The 16,771-nt window shown below is 63.5% G+C and carries 21 protein-coding genes; 10 read left to right on the forward strand and 11 right to left on the reverse strand.

All coding sequences use genetic code 11. The features are described 5' to 3' along the window. Positions 1-100: 100 nt before the first annotated feature. The 3 genes from ABFY20_RS20055 to ABFY20_RS20065 all read right to left on the reverse strand — a co-directional run bounded on the left by ABFY20_RS20055 (position 101) and on the right by ABFY20_RS20065 (position 4,275). Positions 101-1,027: a ParA family protein gene (locus ABFY20_RS20055; protein WP_368499970.1), complete on the reverse strand. Its 927-nt coding sequence runs from the start codon at positions 1,025-1,027 to the stop codon at positions 101-103. A gap of 152 nt (positions 1,028-1,179) precedes the next feature. Beyond that, a complete protein-coding gene (locus ABFY20_RS20060; protein WP_368499972.1) occupies positions 1,180-2,976 on the reverse strand; it encodes a type IV secretory system conjugative DNA transfer family protein in 1,797 nt (598 codons plus the stop codon). Between the two features lie 207 nt (positions 2,977-3,183). Then, positions 3,184-4,275, reverse strand: a complete 1,092-nt coding sequence (locus ABFY20_RS20065) for a helix-turn-helix domain-containing protein (protein WP_368499973.1) — start codon at positions 4,273-4,275, stop codon at positions 3,184-3,186. A 107-nt stretch (positions 4,276-4,382) separates the two neighbouring features. Between ABFY20_RS20065 and ABFY20_RS20070 the strand changes: the two genes are divergently transcribed. Further along, the gene (locus tag ABFY20_RS20070) at positions 4,383-4,748 is read left to right on the forward strand and encodes a hypothetical protein (protein ID WP_368499974.1); all 366 of its coding nucleotides are present in this window, start codon (positions 4,383-4,385) and stop codon (positions 4,746-4,748) included. 224 nt (positions 4,749-4,972) lie between these two features. Continuing rightward, entirely contained in the window at positions 4,973-5,230 is a 258-nt protein-coding gene (locus tag ABFY20_RS20075; protein ID WP_368499975.1) for a hypothetical protein, read from the forward strand. Positions 5,231-5,294: 64 nt separating this feature from the next. Here the strand turns inward: ABFY20_RS20075 and ABFY20_RS20080 are convergent, their stop codons facing one another. Together ABFY20_RS20080 and mobC are read right to left on the reverse strand one after the other, a co-directional pair. After that, complete coding sequence (locus ABFY20_RS20080) at positions 5,295-6,050, reverse strand: relaxase/mobilization nuclease domain-containing protein (RefSeq protein WP_368499976.1); 756 nt, start codon at positions 6,048-6,050, stop codon at positions 5,295-5,297. A 274-nt stretch (positions 6,051-6,324) separates the two neighbouring features. Continuing rightward, the gene (gene mobC / locus ABFY20_RS20085) at positions 6,325-6,669 is read right to left on the reverse strand and encodes a plasmid mobilization relaxosome protein MobC (protein ID WP_368499977.1); all 345 of its coding nucleotides are present in this window, start codon (positions 6,667-6,669) and stop codon (positions 6,325-6,327) included. A gap of 541 nt (positions 6,670-7,210) precedes the next feature. Here mobC and ABFY20_RS20090 point away from each other — a divergent pair. Both ABFY20_RS20090 and ABFY20_RS20095 read left to right on the forward strand, forming a co-directional pair. Then, positions 7,211-7,858, forward strand: a complete 648-nt coding sequence (locus tag ABFY20_RS20090; protein WP_368499978.1) for a hypothetical protein — start codon at positions 7,211-7,213, stop codon at positions 7,856-7,858. 142 nt (positions 7,859-8,000) lie between these two features. Continuing rightward, a complete protein-coding gene (locus ABFY20_RS20095; protein ID WP_368499979.1) occupies positions 8,001-8,519 on the forward strand; it encodes a hypothetical protein in 519 nt (172 codons plus the stop codon). Here ABFY20_RS20095 and ABFY20_RS20100 read toward each other — a convergent pair. Then, the gene (locus ABFY20_RS20100; protein ID WP_368499980.1) at positions 8,516-9,010 is read right to left on the reverse strand and encodes a CarD family transcriptional regulator; all 495 of its coding nucleotides are present in this window, start codon (positions 9,008-9,010) and stop codon (positions 8,516-8,518) included. The genes ABFY20_RS20095 and ABFY20_RS20100 overlap by 4 nt on opposite strands. Positions 9,011-9,175: 165 nt before the next feature. Between ABFY20_RS20100 and ABFY20_RS20105 the strand changes: the two genes are divergently transcribed. Together ABFY20_RS20105 and ABFY20_RS20110 are read left to right on the forward strand one after the other, a co-directional pair. After that, positions 9,176-9,352 carry a hypothetical protein gene (locus ABFY20_RS20105; protein WP_368499981.1) on the forward strand — a complete coding sequence of 59 codons (177 nt, stop codon included), beginning with the start codon at positions 9,176-9,178 and terminating at the stop codon, positions 9,350-9,352. Next, positions 9,345-9,953, forward strand: a complete 609-nt coding sequence (locus ABFY20_RS20110) for a Fic family protein (RefSeq protein WP_368499982.1) — start codon at positions 9,345-9,347, stop codon at positions 9,951-9,953. Before ABFY20_RS20105 ends, ABFY20_RS20110 begins: the two co-directional genes overlap by 8 nt. Before the next feature lie 150 nt (positions 9,954-10,103). On the opposite strand, the gene ABFY20_RS20115 is transcribed toward ABFY20_RS20110, so the two are convergent. The 3 genes from ABFY20_RS20115 to ABFY20_RS20125 all read right to left on the reverse strand — a co-directional run bounded on the left by ABFY20_RS20115 (position 10,104) and on the right by ABFY20_RS20125 (position 10,902). Further along, positions 10,104-10,277 carry a hypothetical protein gene (locus ABFY20_RS20115; RefSeq protein ID WP_368499983.1) on the reverse strand — a complete coding sequence of 58 codons (174 nt, stop codon included), beginning with the start codon at positions 10,275-10,277 and terminating at the stop codon, positions 10,104-10,106. Beyond that, on the reverse strand, positions 10,265-10,456 hold the full coding sequence (locus ABFY20_RS20120) for a hypothetical protein (RefSeq protein WP_368499984.1): 192 nt from the start codon (positions 10,454-10,456) through the stop codon (positions 10,265-10,267). The genes ABFY20_RS20115 and ABFY20_RS20120 overlap by 13 nt, the downstream gene beginning before the upstream one ends. 134 nt (positions 10,457-10,590) lie before the next feature. Continuing rightward, complete coding sequence (locus tag ABFY20_RS20125; protein ID WP_368499985.1) at positions 10,591-10,902, reverse strand: putative quinol monooxygenase; 312 nt, start codon at positions 10,900-10,902, stop codon at positions 10,591-10,593. A gap of 108 nt (positions 10,903-11,010) precedes the next feature. Between ABFY20_RS20125 and ABFY20_RS20130 the strand changes: the two genes are divergently transcribed. Further along, entirely contained in the window at positions 11,011-11,952 is a 942-nt protein-coding gene (locus tag ABFY20_RS20130; protein WP_301220694.1) for a GlxA family transcriptional regulator, read from the forward strand. A gap of 509 nt (positions 11,953-12,461) precedes the next feature. Here ABFY20_RS20130 and ABFY20_RS20135 read toward each other — a convergent pair. Continuing rightward, a complete protein-coding gene (locus ABFY20_RS20135; protein ID WP_368499986.1) occupies positions 12,462-12,686 on the reverse strand; it encodes a hypothetical protein in 225 nt (74 codons plus the stop codon). Between the two features lie 371 nt (positions 12,687-13,057). Here ABFY20_RS20135 and ABFY20_RS20140 point away from each other — a divergent pair, with 371 nt between their 5' ends. After that, entirely contained in the window at positions 13,058-13,291 is a 234-nt protein-coding gene (locus ABFY20_RS20140) for a hypothetical protein (RefSeq protein ID WP_368499987.1), read from the forward strand. 19 nt (positions 13,292-13,310) lie between these two features. On the opposite strand, the gene ABFY20_RS20145 is transcribed toward ABFY20_RS20140, so the two are convergent. Further along, on the reverse strand, positions 13,311-14,318 hold the full coding sequence (locus tag ABFY20_RS20145) for a hypothetical protein (RefSeq protein WP_368499988.1): 1,008 nt from the start codon (positions 14,316-14,318) through the stop codon (positions 13,311-13,313). A gap of 777 nt (positions 14,319-15,095) precedes the next feature. Between ABFY20_RS20145 and ABFY20_RS20150 the strand changes: the two genes are divergently transcribed. Then, positions 15,096-16,133 carry a hypothetical protein gene (locus ABFY20_RS20150; protein WP_368499989.1) on the forward strand — a complete coding sequence of 346 codons (1,038 nt, stop codon included), beginning with the start codon at positions 15,096-15,098 and terminating at the stop codon, positions 16,131-16,133. A gap of 128 nt (positions 16,134-16,261) precedes the next feature. Further along, positions 16,262-16,714, forward strand: a complete 453-nt coding sequence (locus ABFY20_RS20155) for a hypothetical protein (protein ID WP_368499990.1) — start codon at positions 16,262-16,264, stop codon at positions 16,712-16,714. Positions 16,715-16,771 lie beyond the last annotated feature (57 nt).

The following is a 16,771-nucleotide window of genomic DNA, read 5'->3' on the forward strand; positions in this document are numbered from 1 at the left end:
TCCGCGGGGTGACGGTTCTTGCTGCGCAGCCGGCTGAGGTCGTTGTTTGCAGCCGGTCGAGGGGTCAGGCCAGCGATTCGCCGGTCTGGGGTTTGGTCGGTCATGCGTTCTCCACCTCTTGCTGCTCCGCCGTCGTAATGCGAGCAACGACTTCTTGAGTGATTGCGAACAGATCATCCGCGACGGATGCCGCCGTACGAGGTGACAGGGTTTCGGCGTTGGCATCGCCCCGACGCACTTCATACCATTTGGGTCCTTTACGAACGTGTTCGTCGAGCTCGTATACGAGCAGTCCTCGTTCGCGGGTGGCCTGGGCGGTTGCTTCGGAGTGCCTTACCGTGGCGTCGAAGACGACGTCTCGGTCAGAGTTGAACAGTGCGGCAATTTGTTCGCGGGCTTCTCGTTTGATGACGTGAGAGCTTGTACCGGTGTCCACGAGAACGACGCCGAGGAGATCAAGGCTCGGGTTTATGGCGAGCACGCCGTCGAGGCGCGCTGCTACCGCCTTGAGACCTTTACGGCTGGATGCATCGGTTTTGACGGGCACGAGCGCCCAGCGTGCTGCGGCCACTGCGGCGGTCTGAAGAGTCTCGTCGCCGGGTGGGCAGTCGAGAATGATCATGTCGTAGTTCGCGGCAAGGGGTTCAAGTATGTGGGCAAGGGCGAGTTTGGCGCCGTCGGGGTCTTTGTTCGCGCGCGCTGCGAGTCCCGCCGTGGCCTGGTCGAGCTGCATTCCGCCGGCAAAGACGTCCAGATTGGATCGGATTTCTGAGATCGGTGCCACTCCCCCGCCAAACATGAGGGCTTGGGCTAGAGCTCTACCTTGATCATCACTCTCAGAGTCGGTGTAACCGAGATCTTCAGCGAGGTTGCCTTGGGGGTCGAGGTCGACCAGCAGGACCCGATAGCCGCTGTGCGCGAGCATGCCGCCTATGTTGGCGCAGAGAGTGGTCTTGAGGACTCCCCCTTTCCCATTGATCACTGCGATCACGCGATCAAGGGCGCCGCGGTTGAGCGTGTTAGTCACAATGTCTCCAATAACACCATTATGGATAATGACGCTATTAACCCTATTGGACCGACATAATAATAGCAATAGCGTCATTAATCCTATTGGCACCGTTAGATGCAATGACACTAATAGCGCTATTATATCCGTCAAGCACTCGGGACATACGCCTAGATTGCACGCCCCACCGCAAGCGAGACGGGCGCTGCATCGAAGGCGGCCTGCCAGACACCCGCCTTCCAGTGATACCCAATCGCAAGAAGTCCCCATGCAGGTCCGTCCCATACGAGTGCGCGGCCTTCGGGTATGGAGGTGATGTCGCCTTCGGTGAGGACTGCGCGTCGGTCGATGGAGTAGGTGGGGTTGACCGTCTGGAGTGGGATGAGGAACTTGCCGACGTAGCTGGTGGAGATTCCGTAGCTGGTGACGTGTCGGTCGTATTCGCCGGCGGCGGAGGCCAGCGCGGACACGGTGTCTTTGTCGAAGACACCGCGGAAGATGACTTTGGTGGGGAAGAGGGTGAGGAAGGATTTTGCGGCGTCGCCCCAGCGGGCGATTGCTGGGCCGAGTGCTTGGATTCCGACGACGATGTGGAGGCCTTGGCCGCCTGCTTCGCTGATGATCGCGGGGAGGGGGATGGGGGCGGTGGTGTTGGCTTCGTCGAGGGCGAAGGTGACGTGCGGGTGGACTGGTTCGAGACCGGCTTGTTCGTGTTTGGTGCGGTCGTAGGTCTCGAAGCGGATCTGCTCGAGCAGCGCTGCGAGGAGCGGGGCGTAGAGCTCTTGCTTGTCGGGGCGGGCGGTGATGTAGAGGGTGTCGGTGGAGCGCACGAATTCTCGCGGATCAAAGTTGGGGTCAACGCCGATCGTTCTGGCGTTCACGGAGTCGTAGACACGCAAGAGTGCGACCATCGTCGAGATGATCGACCCGCGCTCACGATCTGGAGTCGAAATCAGGCCGAGCAGCTTCTGTGAGGCAATCCTCGCGCCCTCATCGCCGCTGTTTTGGGCGCGGGTGAGGATTTCGAGGACTTCGGTTTGGGCTTGCTCATCAGACGCGGCCATTGCCCATTGGGCGACGTCGGCGATGGGTCGGCCGTCGAGGTAGGCGGCGTAGAGGAGGGTTTGGACCCAGTCGGTGGCGCGCCCGACGAAGTGAGTGTCACCGGAGCCGCGATCGCCCTTCCGGAGTGGTTCCGCCATGGTCTTCCCGACTTGGAGGGCGTCGTCCCAGGAGCGCACGGACACGAGGGGGGACCAGCGGACGTGCTCGACACCCGCCGGGGTGACCTCGTCTCCGCCTGGATCGAAGTGCCATACACGCCCTTTCTGGGCGCGGACGGCGGCGGTGGCGTTCATGACGTCCGACTTGATCGAGGAGGACACGCAGGCGCCGGGTGCGAGGAGCACGGTGGGGATGAGGACGGCGCTGGTTTTGCCGGAGCCGGGTGGGCCGAGGACGAGGACGCCGCCGCGTGGGGGAGCGGTCACGATCGAGTCAGTTCCATCGAGAGACCAGCCAAGGACCGCCCCAGGGAGCTTGTCCGTGCGGGCGGTGATGATGTCGGTGATGGCGCCGAGCGGGTCGGGGGAGTCCCGGATGATCTCCGCCTGAGTAGGGGGTGGTGGTGGGGTTCGCTTCCGTCGGGGCCTGACACCGGTCGTGAGCCGCCCCAGCCCGTAGCCGGCCAAGTAGGCGATGAAGGGGATCGCGGCGACGAGGACGCTGAAGATGATCAGAAAGGTGCGGCCGTAGAGGATCCGGCGTCGACGCCGGCCTTGAACGAACCCGATCAGCAGCGACAAGGCGAGAGCGATCAACCACACCACGGCGAGAACCGTTGTGAAAGTCGTCAGCTGCTGCCCAACGACCTCTCGTGCGGCCGGGCAGTCGCCGCTATGAGCGACACCGAACTCATCAGGCGGGCACGTCGCCAGGACGTCGGTGGGGGCGATGCTGGCGAACATTCCCCAGACCGCCCAGACGGGGAGAGCTGCGATCCAGCCCAGCGGGAACAACCACATCCACCCCCCGCCGAGGCGCTGCAGAACGGGTACGGGTGGGCCTCCTTGGGCTTGTGGTCCCCACGTCATCAGCCACCTCCTTCGCCTACACCTGTCTACTTCGAGCGTATCGATGTCCCCCGACAGGGGGCCAAACCGGGCGCTGCGGTGTTACAACGGTGACTGGTTGCTGTTCTCGTTCAGTGTTTGGCGGAGGTAGTGGGTTCGGATGAGCCATCTGTTGCCGATTTTGAACGCGGGCAGAGTGCCGTCTGCGATCCACCGGTAGATGGTGAGCTTGGACCTCTCGAAGAGCTCCATGAGGTCCTTGTAGGTCATGGTTTCGTCGTAGGCCGCGAGCACATCGACCGGCGGCATCTGTGCGCTGTCGGTGGTGGTGCAGGCGGTGATCCAGGCTCGGAATTCGGCCGTGAAGACGATCCAGTACTTCCCGAACCGGTAGGCAGGGATGGTGCCGTCTGCGAACCGATTCAGGACGTCCATTTGGCGAATCCCGAGCGTGGCCGCGATCTGAAGGGTCGACATCACCGTCGAGAACTGGTCCCAGTCCGTGTTCCTTTCAACCCCCGCCAGCCCGGCGACAGACGGCCACCGGAGCACGCCCGCGGGTTCGTGAGGGGAAGCTTGCCGGTATTCCATGGGAAGCGCATCCAGCACCGAACCGTGAGCGCTGGCGGGTGTGGCGCCAGCGAAGGCGGCACCAAGTTCGATCTTCGTGGAGACCGGGATACCGGCGGTGCGGTATTTCTTCCGAATCTGCTTCAGATGCGACGCCACCGCGTGGGGGGTGACTCCAACCTGCTCGGCGACGTCCACCACGGAAAGGCCATCCACATACAAACCCAGCACGCGCTGCTGCTTCACCGTCAGTTTCACCGCCGGGCCTACACGGTGCAAGTCGCGGGCCCCCGCCGACACAAACGATCGACCCTCGGTGAGGGCGGTGACCGCCTCGACCAAAGTCTCCGGCGGATCGGCGATCGTCACATACGCCACCGGATCAGCGCTGTCTTCCTCAACCGGAGGCGGTTCGCCGGTAACCACAACACGTCTCGTTCCCTCGTGGCCTGACAACACAGCAGGGGAGAGCGAGGCCAATGAAGGAGGTTGATCCGTGATGATCACGTCGGGCGCACTTGTGGTGTCTCCGAAGAGGACCGTGTCGGGTGTGGCCGCGGCGACCACGCGGATCAGGTCCGGTGCTTTCCGGCGGAACCAGACGGTGAGGGTGTCGATCACCATCCGGTGCTCAAGGAGGAGAGCCACCCGAACCCGTTCCGCACACATGCTCCCATCATCTCGGACCCGTACCTGCTCCGTTGCCACGGGCGGCCGGTCATACTGTGGGGATGCGCATGCTGGGCGGTGACCTCATACCCCACCCGGATTCGGGTCCGGGAGAACCCGCTCCCGGGCGCGCCCTCATCTGGCAGCTCGACACGGCCGAGGGGTCTGGGGGTTCGGGGCTCGGTGTGCGGTTCAGCAACGACCACGATGTGGTCGTCACCCATCACCTGGACCTCATCGCCTCCGACACCATCCCTCCCGCCGAGCAGTGGCGGAGCATCATCGTGGTCCTGGCCTCCCATCCCGGCGATATCCGCACCGCCAGCGATGTCGGCCGCGTCACCGGATGGATTCCTATCGCCACCTCACCCCCGGCCGAACACACCACCACCGGGTACGCCATCGGCGTCGGCATCTCAACGACGTAACCTCAGTCCACTGCGACCGTGAGACCCGGTTATTGTGGTGTTCTCGACACATGACGGGTAAGCCAGGTGCCGAGACGCCGGGTCTGTCCGTCTTCGGGTGACGGACAGACCCACCCCTTCCTGCACGTGTAAACAGGCCGTGAATTTCCGGCCATCCCGTCCCGCTTCACCACAGGATGAGTGACTCTGAGCACAGAAGTCCACAACACAGGGAGGGATACGCCATGCACGAATCAGTTGACACACTCATCGATTTTCTGACCGCCACCCATCCCGGCGTCAGCTACCGGATCATCCTCCACGACCCCACCAGCACATTCGCCCAAGACCACGACTGGACCGTCCTCCGCGGCTACCCTCTCATCGTCGAAGACCGCCCCGACTACTGGCTCATCACCGCACACCCAACCACCACACAAGACCCCGAGTACCAACTCGACACCGCCACCGGGCACATCACACCCGTCAGCCAAGCCGCCTAACCCCGGCCCTGAGCGAAGCTTTATCCAGATCGGATAAACCGTCCTAAAGCCGGTAAACCTTTCGCTACCGGTCTCTGTCGCGGTCATTGTCGCGGCTTGCTTGTTCCCTGGCGCGCCGAATCCGATCCGCGGCCTCCGATTGTTCCCGGACGGCCGGTTCCTGATCGGGCCGGGTGCGCACCGCGTCCTGCGCGGGCGCCTGACCTCTCGTGGCAACCTGGTAGGCCTCCCGGGCTTGCTCGGCCGCCTGGGTGCGTTCTTTCTGGATCTGCTCGGCCTGTTTCTGCTGTGACTCCACGACGTGGGACTGGGGTGTGCGGGCCTGCTCGACGTTCCGGGTGCGCGGGGCCTGCTGGAGCCCGTATTGGTTCTCGATCTCGGTCGCCGCGGTTTGGGCTTTCCGGTAGTCCTGCCGGGCGTGCCATACCTCGCCCTGTTCCGACACCCGGGAGACGACGACGTGGACGTGGTCGTCGCCGTGGCGGACCATCACCCAGGGGTGGTTCTCGTAGCCGAGTTTCTCGGCCATGTGCTGTCCCGCGTCTCGCCACTCCGCATCGCTGAGTCGCCGGTCGCTTGGCGCTGCGCGGAGGGAGGCGTGCCAGATCGGGTTTTTGATCTCCTCCCGGGTCCGGGTCGCAGCCCGCAGGTCTTGCGCCCAGGCGTTCCCGTTGCGATCGCCCTCCCGACCGAGGTTCCCCCCGATCACGGCACCACCGGGGCGGCGTTCGTACCGGTGTTCGTTCGCTTTTCCCGGCCCGTGCAGGTACGCGGCGATGTCGCCGGGGCGGGACCCTTTGGTGATCTTCGCGATCACCATCAGCGAGTGTGCTCCCTGATGTGGGGGTAGCCGTGGGGGAGGGGTGGGTATTCCTCGGGTGCGGGACGCAGCTCCGGGAGGGGAAACATGGCGAGTTCACCGGTGACCCATTCGACGTGACGCTGCACCGCCGCCCTGGACGGCCACGCAGCATCCCGATCGGCCCGCAGATAGAACTTCACCGTCTTCACCCGATCAACTACATCCAACGGCTCGAGAAGATCAGCGCACCACACCATCAGATACTCTCCGAGACTGCCCGGCCACCGCGCGCTCACCCAAGCTCCTGCAGCACGTCTCGAAGCGAAGCCATGGTTTTCCGGGTGTCCTCGATCACCTGAGCGACCACTCGCAGCTCCGGCGCAGCACCACCCCCAAGCTCCGCAACGTTCAACGCTTTCGCGATCTGGTTCAGGTTCGACCCCACATGAGACAGCTCCGCCCGCATCGCCCGCACCTCCTCCGACGCCGCCGGCGCCGGACGATCCGGACGCCCCGCCAACCGGTCATCGACGGACTCGCGAACCCACCGGCCAAGCTGCTGCCGACCATCCTCTTCCGCAGCGTGAACCCACCTCGCGTGCTCGTCAGGAGTGAGGCGCACAGCAACGGTTTTCACGCGCTCACCGCGTGGCCCAGACCACGACGACCCCGAAGGGTCGACGTCGGCTGCCGCTGATGGTGGGGTCGGCTCGTCCGCCGGCACCACCACTGGGCGCTCTTCGGGGGCGGCAGGTTCGCCGCGACCGAAGAGACGCCAGCGGGACGAATCAGACACTGATGAGGACCTCCGACGCAGGATGCGGAGGGACCCACCAGGGGTGGGTCGGGCCCCGCAGGGCAAGGGATTGGTGTGGCGCGTAGCGTTACGCCAATCATACCTTGCATCGCCCCGAGCGAGTCCACTGAAAGTGGATTCAGCCTCGGTCGGGGCAGGGCGGCCGCGCACGCGGTGGAGCACCGTTCAGGTGCGGAGCCGGCGCGGCCGATCCCACCCCGACGGGGTGGGATGCGGTGGCCCGGCCCAGGGCCACCATGCGCGACGCAACGAACCTCGACACCGCAACCACTCGCGGTCCTGGGGGAGTGGAGGTCGCGCACCGCGCGACCGAAGCTTCTGCCTAGAGAGCTGTGGTGGTTGAGCTGGTTAGGGTGGGTTCGTGGATGGGGTGAGCGTGACCGCTGAGGACTTTCGGGCAGATGCGGTGAAGTGTGCGGGGATCGTCGGGTTGTTCTCGGAGATGCTTTTGGATGAGGACGTCGACGCGTTCACGCGCCGACGTCTCCAGCCGCACGTGCAGCTGCTCGTGGGGTTGTTCTGGACGGCCGGTGAGATCCTCGTCGATGAACTTTTCGAGGATCTCACCGCCATAAACACGGGCGAATTCGATCCCGGCGAGACCATGGCCCTGCATGGTTTGCCGGAACAATTTCAGGACCGCTACGATGGCCGCTTCGTGCACCAGTTCCTTGTCGCGACCGTGGTCGTGACGACCCGTGTCGCGACGTCGTGGGAGTATCCCGCGACGATCGCAGAAGCCCTCGCCGTCAAGTTGCTCCTTGACAAAGTCGAGGTGTTGATCGACACCTACGAGCTCGAGGTCGACGAGGGATGGCGAGACGACGTCGAAGGCATCCTGTTCGAAGACGACGACCACGAGCTTCTCTACTGGGACCCCGTCGAGGTCGCCGAACATGCCCGTCTGCTGGAGGGGTCCGTGAACCTCGACTACGGCAGCTGGTTCGTCCCGTTCCGCACACCACCCCGCACGGCACCGTTCGCCGTCACAGATCCACCCGGGCAGTGACGGTGACGATCAGCTCAGGCCGCCGTGGATTATCACGGGGGAGCACGAGGGGTCTCCCTCGTCGCCGGCCTCCGGGAGAGGCCGGCGCGCCCAGCCACCTGCCCGACAGCTCGGTGCGTGGATCGGTCCTAGTCTGAGTCGGGTGTCCCACCGTCTCATCCCGGCCCCCGACGCCCTTGCCAACCTCATCCAGCAGCTCGCCGACGCGATACCCATTGACGGTGACGCCGACCGTGACGCTCTGTTCGCCACGTGCGGGCTGCACCCGGATGGCTCGGTCCCGCACGAATACGGTGGAGACTCAGCGATTTTCGCCCTCCGCTGTGATCTGTCCGAGACCGTCTCCGCGTCCTGGACGCGTTTCCAGGACGAGTTTCTCGGCGTGATGCTCTTCGTTTACTCCAGCCCGGACCCGGGCAGCAAAACGGCGCAGGCAGGCTACCGGAAACTGCACCGGCACCTCCGGAAAGCGCTGGGGGCTCCGCAGCCGGTTCCGGGTTTCGAGGACACCCCGGTCACGGTCTGGAGGACTGGTGGTGTTTCTGTGACGGTGCAGCTGTTTGATCGGCGCGACAGCACCGTCATGATCTCTATCACCGACCCCGCCGTTGAAGCTAGGTCGGAAGCCGCGGCGCGTGCTCGAGCGAAGCACTCGGGCTAGCTGGGGAGGTTTTCTTCCAGCACTCCGGTCACGACGGCGGCGGCTTTGTCCTGGGTGCAGTTCAGGGCGAGGGCGAGTTCGGATTCGACGATGTGGCGGGCTTTGATCAGCATCGCTTTCTCACCCGTCGACACCCCCCGGATTACGTCGCGGCGCCACAGATCCCGAACGACCTCGGCGGCCCGGACCACGTCGCCGGAGACGAGCTTCTCCTGGTTGGCCTTGTACCGCCTGGACCAGTTGCTCAGATCCTCGGGAACATCCGCGCGCAGTACCGCGTAGACGCCTTCCACCCCGGCAGCGTTGATGACGTCGCGGACGCCGACGTCATCGAATTTTGCGACCGGAAGCTCGATCATCAGGTCGTTGGAGTGCACCCGCAACGACACGTACGCCGCTTCCGTACCCTTGATCATTCGTGTTTTGACCGCGGTGACTGTTGCGGCCCCGTGGTGGGGGTAGACCACCGTGTCACCAATTTCGACCTGCACCTGGCGCTCCCTTGTCTGTGACACCACATCATTCCAAGCCGCCACGAAAAGCACTAATCCGGCGCCGACTGCACGCCCAGCAGGCTTTCGCGGGCCGCACTTGAGGGCGTGCTGGGAGTCGTGGGGCGTATTCTGGTGGCGAGCGAAATGAAGGGGGTGCAGGGTATGGCACCGAAGAAGTTCGTCAGCGCGAAGCGGTTGAGCGAGACGGTTGTGGAATCGACGATGAAGACGATGAAGATCGAAGGTCGCATGCCGACAACAGCACCTCAGGTCCGGGTGGCCGGGAGCGGCGATCTCGTGAAGCGTCTGAAGGCGCATTCGCACCGTCCTGTTGGCTGAGTTCTCCAGCCCGTATAACGACACCCCGGTTGATCCGGAGGATGCGGAAGCGTTCGTTGACGGTGTGTCCTTCGAGACGAAGGCTGAGCTATATGCGGCGGAAGCGCAAGCGTTGGCTGATGCCCGCGATGAGCTTTACGCGGGCATCAGCTCGGGGGAGCTCACGGTGGCCGATTTGACAACGCCGTATGCGCTGACGGATATTCACGCGGCGTGCTACGGGAGCATTTGGAAGTGGGCCGGCGCAATTCGGGTCCGGGAACTGAGCATCGGGGTAGCGCCCGAGCACATTCGGGAAGCTCTTTACGCGGAACTCGATCAACTCAACTGGCAGACCAGCAACCTGGACAGTGCCGGGCTCACGCCGGAATTCGTTGCGATGAGCGCTCACCATCACCTCGTCAAGATCCACCCGTTTGTGGACGGCAATGGTCGCGTCACTCGCCTATACGCGGACGTGCTGCTTCTGGCAATGACAGGTGACCGAATCTTCGAATGGACCGATGAGCCGGTCTATTTTGAAGCGCTCCGCCGTGCCGACGCCAGCATGAATCCGGACGAGCTCCTCACGATCATCGAGGCGAAAGTCATCGACGAATAGTGCTGTGCCGCGTAGCGGCTCCGACCGGAGACGGGTCGATGCCGGCTACGCCGGCATTCCGCTCTCGGGCGAGGTTCCGGCCTCCGTGCCGGAGCCGGGGGAGTGACCCGGCGTGGCCGCAGTGCGGGGCTGCCACGCCGGGTGCCCGTGCTACTCCTCGTCGAGTTCGTCGTCCGGCCGGTCGCCCTCATACGCGCCCGGCTCCCGCTCTTCGGCGTCCACGATGATCTGTTCGACCTCGCTAAGGGTGTAGCCCCAGGCGGCGATCTGGTTGAGGTAGAGCGCATCCCGCGAGTTCGGGTTGCGCCAGCTCATCTTGGACATGCTGGCCTCGATGCCGCCGAAACCACCGCGAGGGCGACATGGAGTGCCTTGGCCGGGGTGGCATCGACGACGCCTGCGAGCTTGTCGCGGTCGTAGAAGCCGCCGCGCTCCAAGCCCATCAGCTCGTGCGCGAGGGCGTTGCCGTCGCGGGCAGCGCTGCCAACGGTCAGCCCGTGCACGGTGAGGCCCTGGGCGATGAACTGCCCGACATCCTTCGGCCGATAGGCCTCGCACCGCTCGGCAACGCAGCATGGCGTTGCGTCGCGACCTGGCGACGGCTCGGCGGGGCGCGATCGTCTCGTGCGTTGGCGGACTACGGGAGCTTGGACGCGAGGACGTCGGCCGCCAGGATCTCGGGTGCTGAGCTGAGGAGGTGCTGGTTGGCCATCAGGGCTGCGACGATGGCGCCGTTGGCGTGGGCGTCGCGAGCGGCCTCGTCGGGGAATGCATCGAAGATCCAGAAGGTGTCGGCGTGGGTCCTGACCGCGAACCAGACAATCGTTCCTACTTCTTCGTTGGCGAGTGCGACAGCGCCGGCGAGCAGATCGGCGAGCGCGTCGTGCTGTCCATCGGCCGCGATGATCTTGGCGACGAAGGCATACGGAAGTGATGCGGGTGTGGACATGAGGGACTCTCCTAGGTGTCGAGGTTTCTTGGTGAAGCGAGTTCAGCGTATGACGAGCGAGGGCCGGTGGGGAGTGGCGTATACGGCAGTATTGCTATTGTTTACGTCATGCGTATCGGACTGATCGCGATCGACGGCTGCTTCGGTTCGGCTATCGCGTCGATCATCGACATCGTGCGGGTGGCCGACGGTGCCCGCGGCGATGTCGACCCGCGGATCGACCCGATCGAACTCGCCATCCTCGGACCGAAACGGCGAGTGACCACGACGGCATCGATGACCCTGACGGTGGACCACCCGCTGTCGGAGTCCGGAGAGTTCGACGTGGTCGTCGTCCCTGCGCTTGGAACCCTTACGGCCGCCGCTACCAACGACGCCCTCCAGAGCCGAGATGCTCGTTCGGTCATCGCCTCGCTCGGGCGCCTCGACGAGGCGACCACCCGGATCGCCGCGGCGTGCACCGGCGTGTTCGCCGTCGCCGAGACCGGACGGATGCATCATCGGCGGGCGACCACCAGCTGGTTCCTGGGGCCGGCGTTCCTGAAGCGCTATCCGACCGTCGCCCTCGATCTCGACACCATGGTCGTGGTCGACGGGAACCTCGTCACCGCCGGCGCCGCGTTCGCCCACATCGACCTCGCGCTCTCACTCGTGCGATCGATCAGCCCCGACCTGGCCCAACATGTCGCCAAGCTCCTGATGATCGACGAGCGCCCGTCGCAGGCGGCCTTCGTCGCCTACGAACATCTCCGGCACGAGGACCCGATCGTCGTCGAGTTCGAACGCTTCGTGCGCGCCCGCCTGGACGAACCGTTCAACGTCGCCTTCGTCGCGCAGTCGCTCGGCACCAGCCGGCGCACCCTCGAACGACGAGTCCGTGCGGCGCTCAACCTCACTCCGCTCGGCTTCGTCCAACGGCTTCGCATCGAACGAGCTCGGCACCTCTCAGCAACCACGGACCTCACCTCCGCCGAGATCGCGCTACGGGTCGGCTACGCGAACGCCGAGACTCTGCGCTCCCTCCTGCGTAGGGAGCGACGCCGTTCCTGACCTATCGCCATGCCTGTAGCCGGTGTGCCAGTGCTCGACTGGAACCACCTCTCAGCACGTCGCGTCGACGCTCCTGCGTCGCCCCTGGACGACCCACTCGACACGCCCGCAGCACAGGTCATGTGACGTGTCCCGGCTTCTCGGACGGTCGGGGTTGGGTGGCTGTGATGTCGCTGCGTTCTCGTCGAGAGGATCAGCAGACCCGATCAGAGCCGATTGGGATAAGACGCGAAGGCGGTCAGGTCAGGGCGGCCGAAGCCGGCCGGCGGGGTAGCGTCGGTCACGTCGAGGTCTTTCGGATGGATGGCGTAGGAACCTCCGTCGTCGGGAGATCTCGACGTCTATCTGCGGACCGACGCGCCCGGCCGACCTACACCCTCATCTGAGAAGAGCCAGTTTCGCCTCGCTTCGTACGTTCGCCTCGACGACGATCTCGGTCGGGTCGATGTGCTCGACAGTGCCCTGCTGGACAGTGGGGGTGGCGGTGTTGGTGGTCATGGTGTGTCTCCTTAGTGGTCGAAGGTGGTGGGTTCGGTGATGGCGTAGCCGGGGAAGATTCCGTCCCGCATGAGTGCAAGCTCCTCGATGGTGGAGTTCATGTAGTCGTGTTCGTCGAACGGGATCAGCCCATCTGCCCAGGTCTCGCCGTATTGCTTGTCGAGCCATTTCGATGCCAGCTCGACGTCGGTGCTTGCGCTGATGGTGTCGCCTGCGGGTGTGGTGAGAAGTAGCACTGGGTTCTCCTTCAACTTGTTTTTCTGCCTGTCTGGCAAGCGCAGCGACTGAGAGCGGACGGCCCGTAGTGCCCGCCAATCCGGGCGAAATAAGCCCCCTGGGGGCGCGTCCGGATTGGCGGGCACGAAGGGCCGGGAGCGAACTATCGTGAAGTGGCCAGACAGACGGAAAAATGCTCGAGCAGGCAGTGCCGGCTTGTGCCGGCCCCGATCTTTTGGGGGAGGCGCCGGCGAAGCGGGTGCTCCGATCAGGTCAACGAAGACCGGGTGCGCCGGCCCGTGGGAAAAGAAGTCGATCCGGGTAGAAGAACGTCATGCCTGGCCCGGGAGCCTGAGTTCAGGGAGAGGGCTGAGACGTCGAGAATTGAGCCATGAGGAATGTGACCGCGATCGTCATTCGTGATCGTCCCGGGCTGTGGTCAGTGTGTGCCGTCGAAGACGACATCTGGAGCCAGGACACGAATTTTGCGGACGCCAAACGAATGATTCGCGAGGCCGTCGCGCTCACCTTCAACGTGCCCGTTCTCAGCATTCATGTCGGCCACGTCAGTTACCGCTCGCCGCTCTGGCTCGACACGGACTACGCTCGCCGGCACCCGTTGTAACCACGTTCGTGACCACACGTCATTCGGTTTCCTCGTTCGGGTGCCGTCGTGCGCGTTCCCACGCTTTCTGTTGCTCGTGCATCGCTACGATCGCCTCGTCGATCGCTGCCTGATCGCGGGACGCCCACCGTGCTTCTTCGGCCTCTCGTTCGCGCCGGCGGGCTTCCAGTTCGGCTCGTGCCTGGATCGCTCGGAGTTGCGCTTCCTCGGCCGGCGTCGGCTCGTTCGGGTCGATCGCGTTTTTGATCTGCCACCCCAGATACGCCACAGGATCACGCTGCCCTGAAGGCTCTGCGACGGTGAAGCCGGCATGCTTGTTGCCCGTGGCGAGAGCGTCCATGAAGGCGTCGATTGTCCACCTGTCGGGGTCGACCCCTGTGCGTTCGAGCATCGCGCACACCTGACCGATATGCCGCCCATCAGCCAACCACCGCATCCGCGCCACCAACCCTGCAGCAAACCGCTGCACACCAAGAGGCCTCGGCTGACCTGACCTCGGGAAACCGGGGCGCGTTGATCCTTTCGTCTTTGCTGGAGGGCGCGAAGCGGCCGACTCGCGCGCGCTTGCGCGCGTTGGTTTAACTTCTAAATCAGGAGCTTTAATACCAAGGTCACCCCTACGGGGTAGATGGACATTTTCCACAGCCCACCGTTTCGGCATCGTGAGTGCACGCACCGACGCGGCCTTGATCTGACGTCCCCCATGGGCACTCTCAGCGGCCTCACGCTCGGCCACGGTGAGGTAGCGGCCCTCCACGATCGAGACGGCCAGCCCGAGCGCTTCCAGCAGCCCCCGGGCGCGCTGCACCGTCTTCTTACATACCCCCGTCACCTCGGCCACCGTCTCGTGCGCGGTACTCACACCGCGGCCAGTGTCGGCGTCGGCCGCGAGCATGTCGGCGTGCGCGATCCGCAGCAGAGTGTCGGGCGCGACCTTCACCCGCCGGCGCAGCTGTTCACCCTCTGGGGTGCGCAGAGCATCCATCACCGCATCAAACCACGCGGCGCCGCTCGCCCAGGCCGGCACAGCCGCATACGCCCCCGGAGGGGCCTCCAGGCTCCATGAGCCCAACCGCTTCGAGCTCGTCGCTCCTGGGGCATCCTGTGGCCCCGAAATCGGGTCGTCGAAGTGGTTTGACACGCCGACAGGCGTGTTTGCGCGCGAAAACGGGACAGCAAGTCCCACGTGAGGTACGATTGCCTCGTCTCCTCAAAGAGAACGCGGCAGAGCCTCCCGGCTCTACCGGGCATTTGAATGGGAACCGCTCCACACCTCGACGTCAGTCGCCAAACTCAGACGAGGTAGGGAGCCAGAGCTTCGGGCCCGCCTCTGGCGGGCCTCTCTCGTTAAGCCGCCGGAATAGGCAGCTCCATACGAGTGGGATCAGCTGGTGAGGGGACGTACTCGGGACGCCCCAGGTCTTCGGCTAGCAGGCGAAGTAAGTAGTCGTTGATCGACAGCCCCAGCTCGTCTGCCTTCATCCGCGCTTCTGCGGCGAGGTCGACAGGGGGTCGCGTGCCAAGCAGCTCTCTCGCGCCTTTGGACTTTCGTCCGGGCTTTCCGTAGGCCATGTGGACACTCAAGCGTTAAATCTGTAACTGCTACTGGCATGTCATCGGCGTGTCGCATTCACCGGTCATAGAGCTGCAACGTGAGCTGTCTCAGCTCGAAGCCAATCTCATTAGTCCTCTCGAAGGTCGGCAGGCAATCAGTTGGCTAAGGGGCTTACGGCCGTGTCGCTCGTCAATACCTAAAGCGACGGACGCAGTTGCTAACGTCGGCACAACGGATTGGGGCAGGCAAATGGCGGTATACGGATATCGAATTCACACGATAGAGCCACACATTGCTCGCAAACGAACGGATGATGCCTTACTCAAGATCCAAGATGTCAGCCGAGCCGGAGGTGAGGTCGATGCATTCGACGAATTTGTTCGACAGCTCACGGAGCTGCGTGACGCGGCGACGCAGATTGGTACCCCGACCTATTACGTTGACGAGCTACGGGAAGAAGCCCGGCAACAGGAGATTCTCGACGCAGAGAACCTGCCGTACTTCGAAGTCGTAAAGTTCAATCAAATCGGTCGAGCTTTAGAAGTCCTCGTAGAGACCGGCCGGGAGGCCGACCATGACGCCCTTGTCGACCGCTCCGGAAATCATGAACCGATTAAGAAAAAGGCGGCTGTCCGTCGTTCGGTCGTCCTCCTTGCATTCCCAACCAATGGGGACATGGCGGTAATGGTGTCCGAAGTACGCGGCCGCGGTTTTGCAGGCGAAGTGCTCATGCAGTGGATGACGCGTCGAGCACAGCGAGCCGCGGTGAGCCTTGACGAGAAGGGCAGCAGGAAGGAGGAACCCTGGTTGAACTGGAAGCTGACACCTCGTATCGACGGTGAGCGTCTCGATGGGATTTTGATTGGCTCGGCCAACCATGGGTTCAAGCTCCGGCGCCGTACGATCAACGCTCAGGGTGGCCGATCAAGTTACGACATCGAACTTGTGCAGTGGGGGTTGAAGAAGACCCCCATTGAGAAGCTTGGCGAGGCTCTCACAAAGATGGCCGAACGAAGCGGGAAGGGCAGCGAAAGTGAGCGAAGAAAGATGGCAGCAAAGGACGTTCTAACCCTTATCGAGCCGGACGTCGAAGGCGTAGAATTTGACGACGCAGAACTGACCTTCCTCGAAAACGGGAAGACCCAGAAGATCAATTCAGAAACGATAGACCAGCTCTACGTTTATCCGCTCGGTTCTACGAAGCCGAAGCCCTCAGAAATCCGCAACAAGGCCAACCCCGTCGTTCAACGGATTGGCCCAACCTTGGGCATTCAAGCCCAGCTGTAGCTCCTGAAAGGAGCGATGCTCGCGTGTTAGAACGATTTCTGCCTGTCGAACTGTTCCGCGGTCATTGGAAAGCCCTTAGCGACTACCGAGACCCTCGTCCCATAGCCGATAAGGCCACACGAATCGTGATGATCTTGGTTCCCGGAATTGTTGGGGGCTTGATGCTCCTACCAGGAGCGAAGATTAGTACGCCTGGGTCGCTCTTGGCCGGCGTGGCGCTGCTCGCGGGGAGCTTCCTGGCGGCTTGGGGACAAGTTTCGTCGATGCGTTTGAAGCTTACGGAACGGGCGGAAGACTTCAAAACAGTTGAGCAAATCGACAGGGATTCGCTCGATGAGACTGCCGCTCATCTCCTCGTAGCGTCCCTAATGTCAGGCGGCACCGCCCTGTGGTTGGTTCTCGGCATGAACTTCGGTGCAAACGCGGATGGCTCGATCTCCGGTCCATTTGCCGCAATCGCGACAGCCTTCGCCGTCTACGTCCTGCTCGTATTTCTGATCGCCATACCGCGCCTATACACGGCGTATGTGAACATCAATAAGGTTAGGGACGAGCTAAGCGGTACGCACAAAGGCCGGTAAATCGTTGGGATACGGTGTCTTCGGTTTACTTTGCCCTTCGGGCAGACAGAGCTAGCA

This window comes from Herbiconiux sp. A18JL235, from assembly GCF_040939305.1.
GTDB lineage: Bacteria > Actinomycetota > Actinomycetes > Actinomycetales > Microbacteriaceae > Herbiconiux.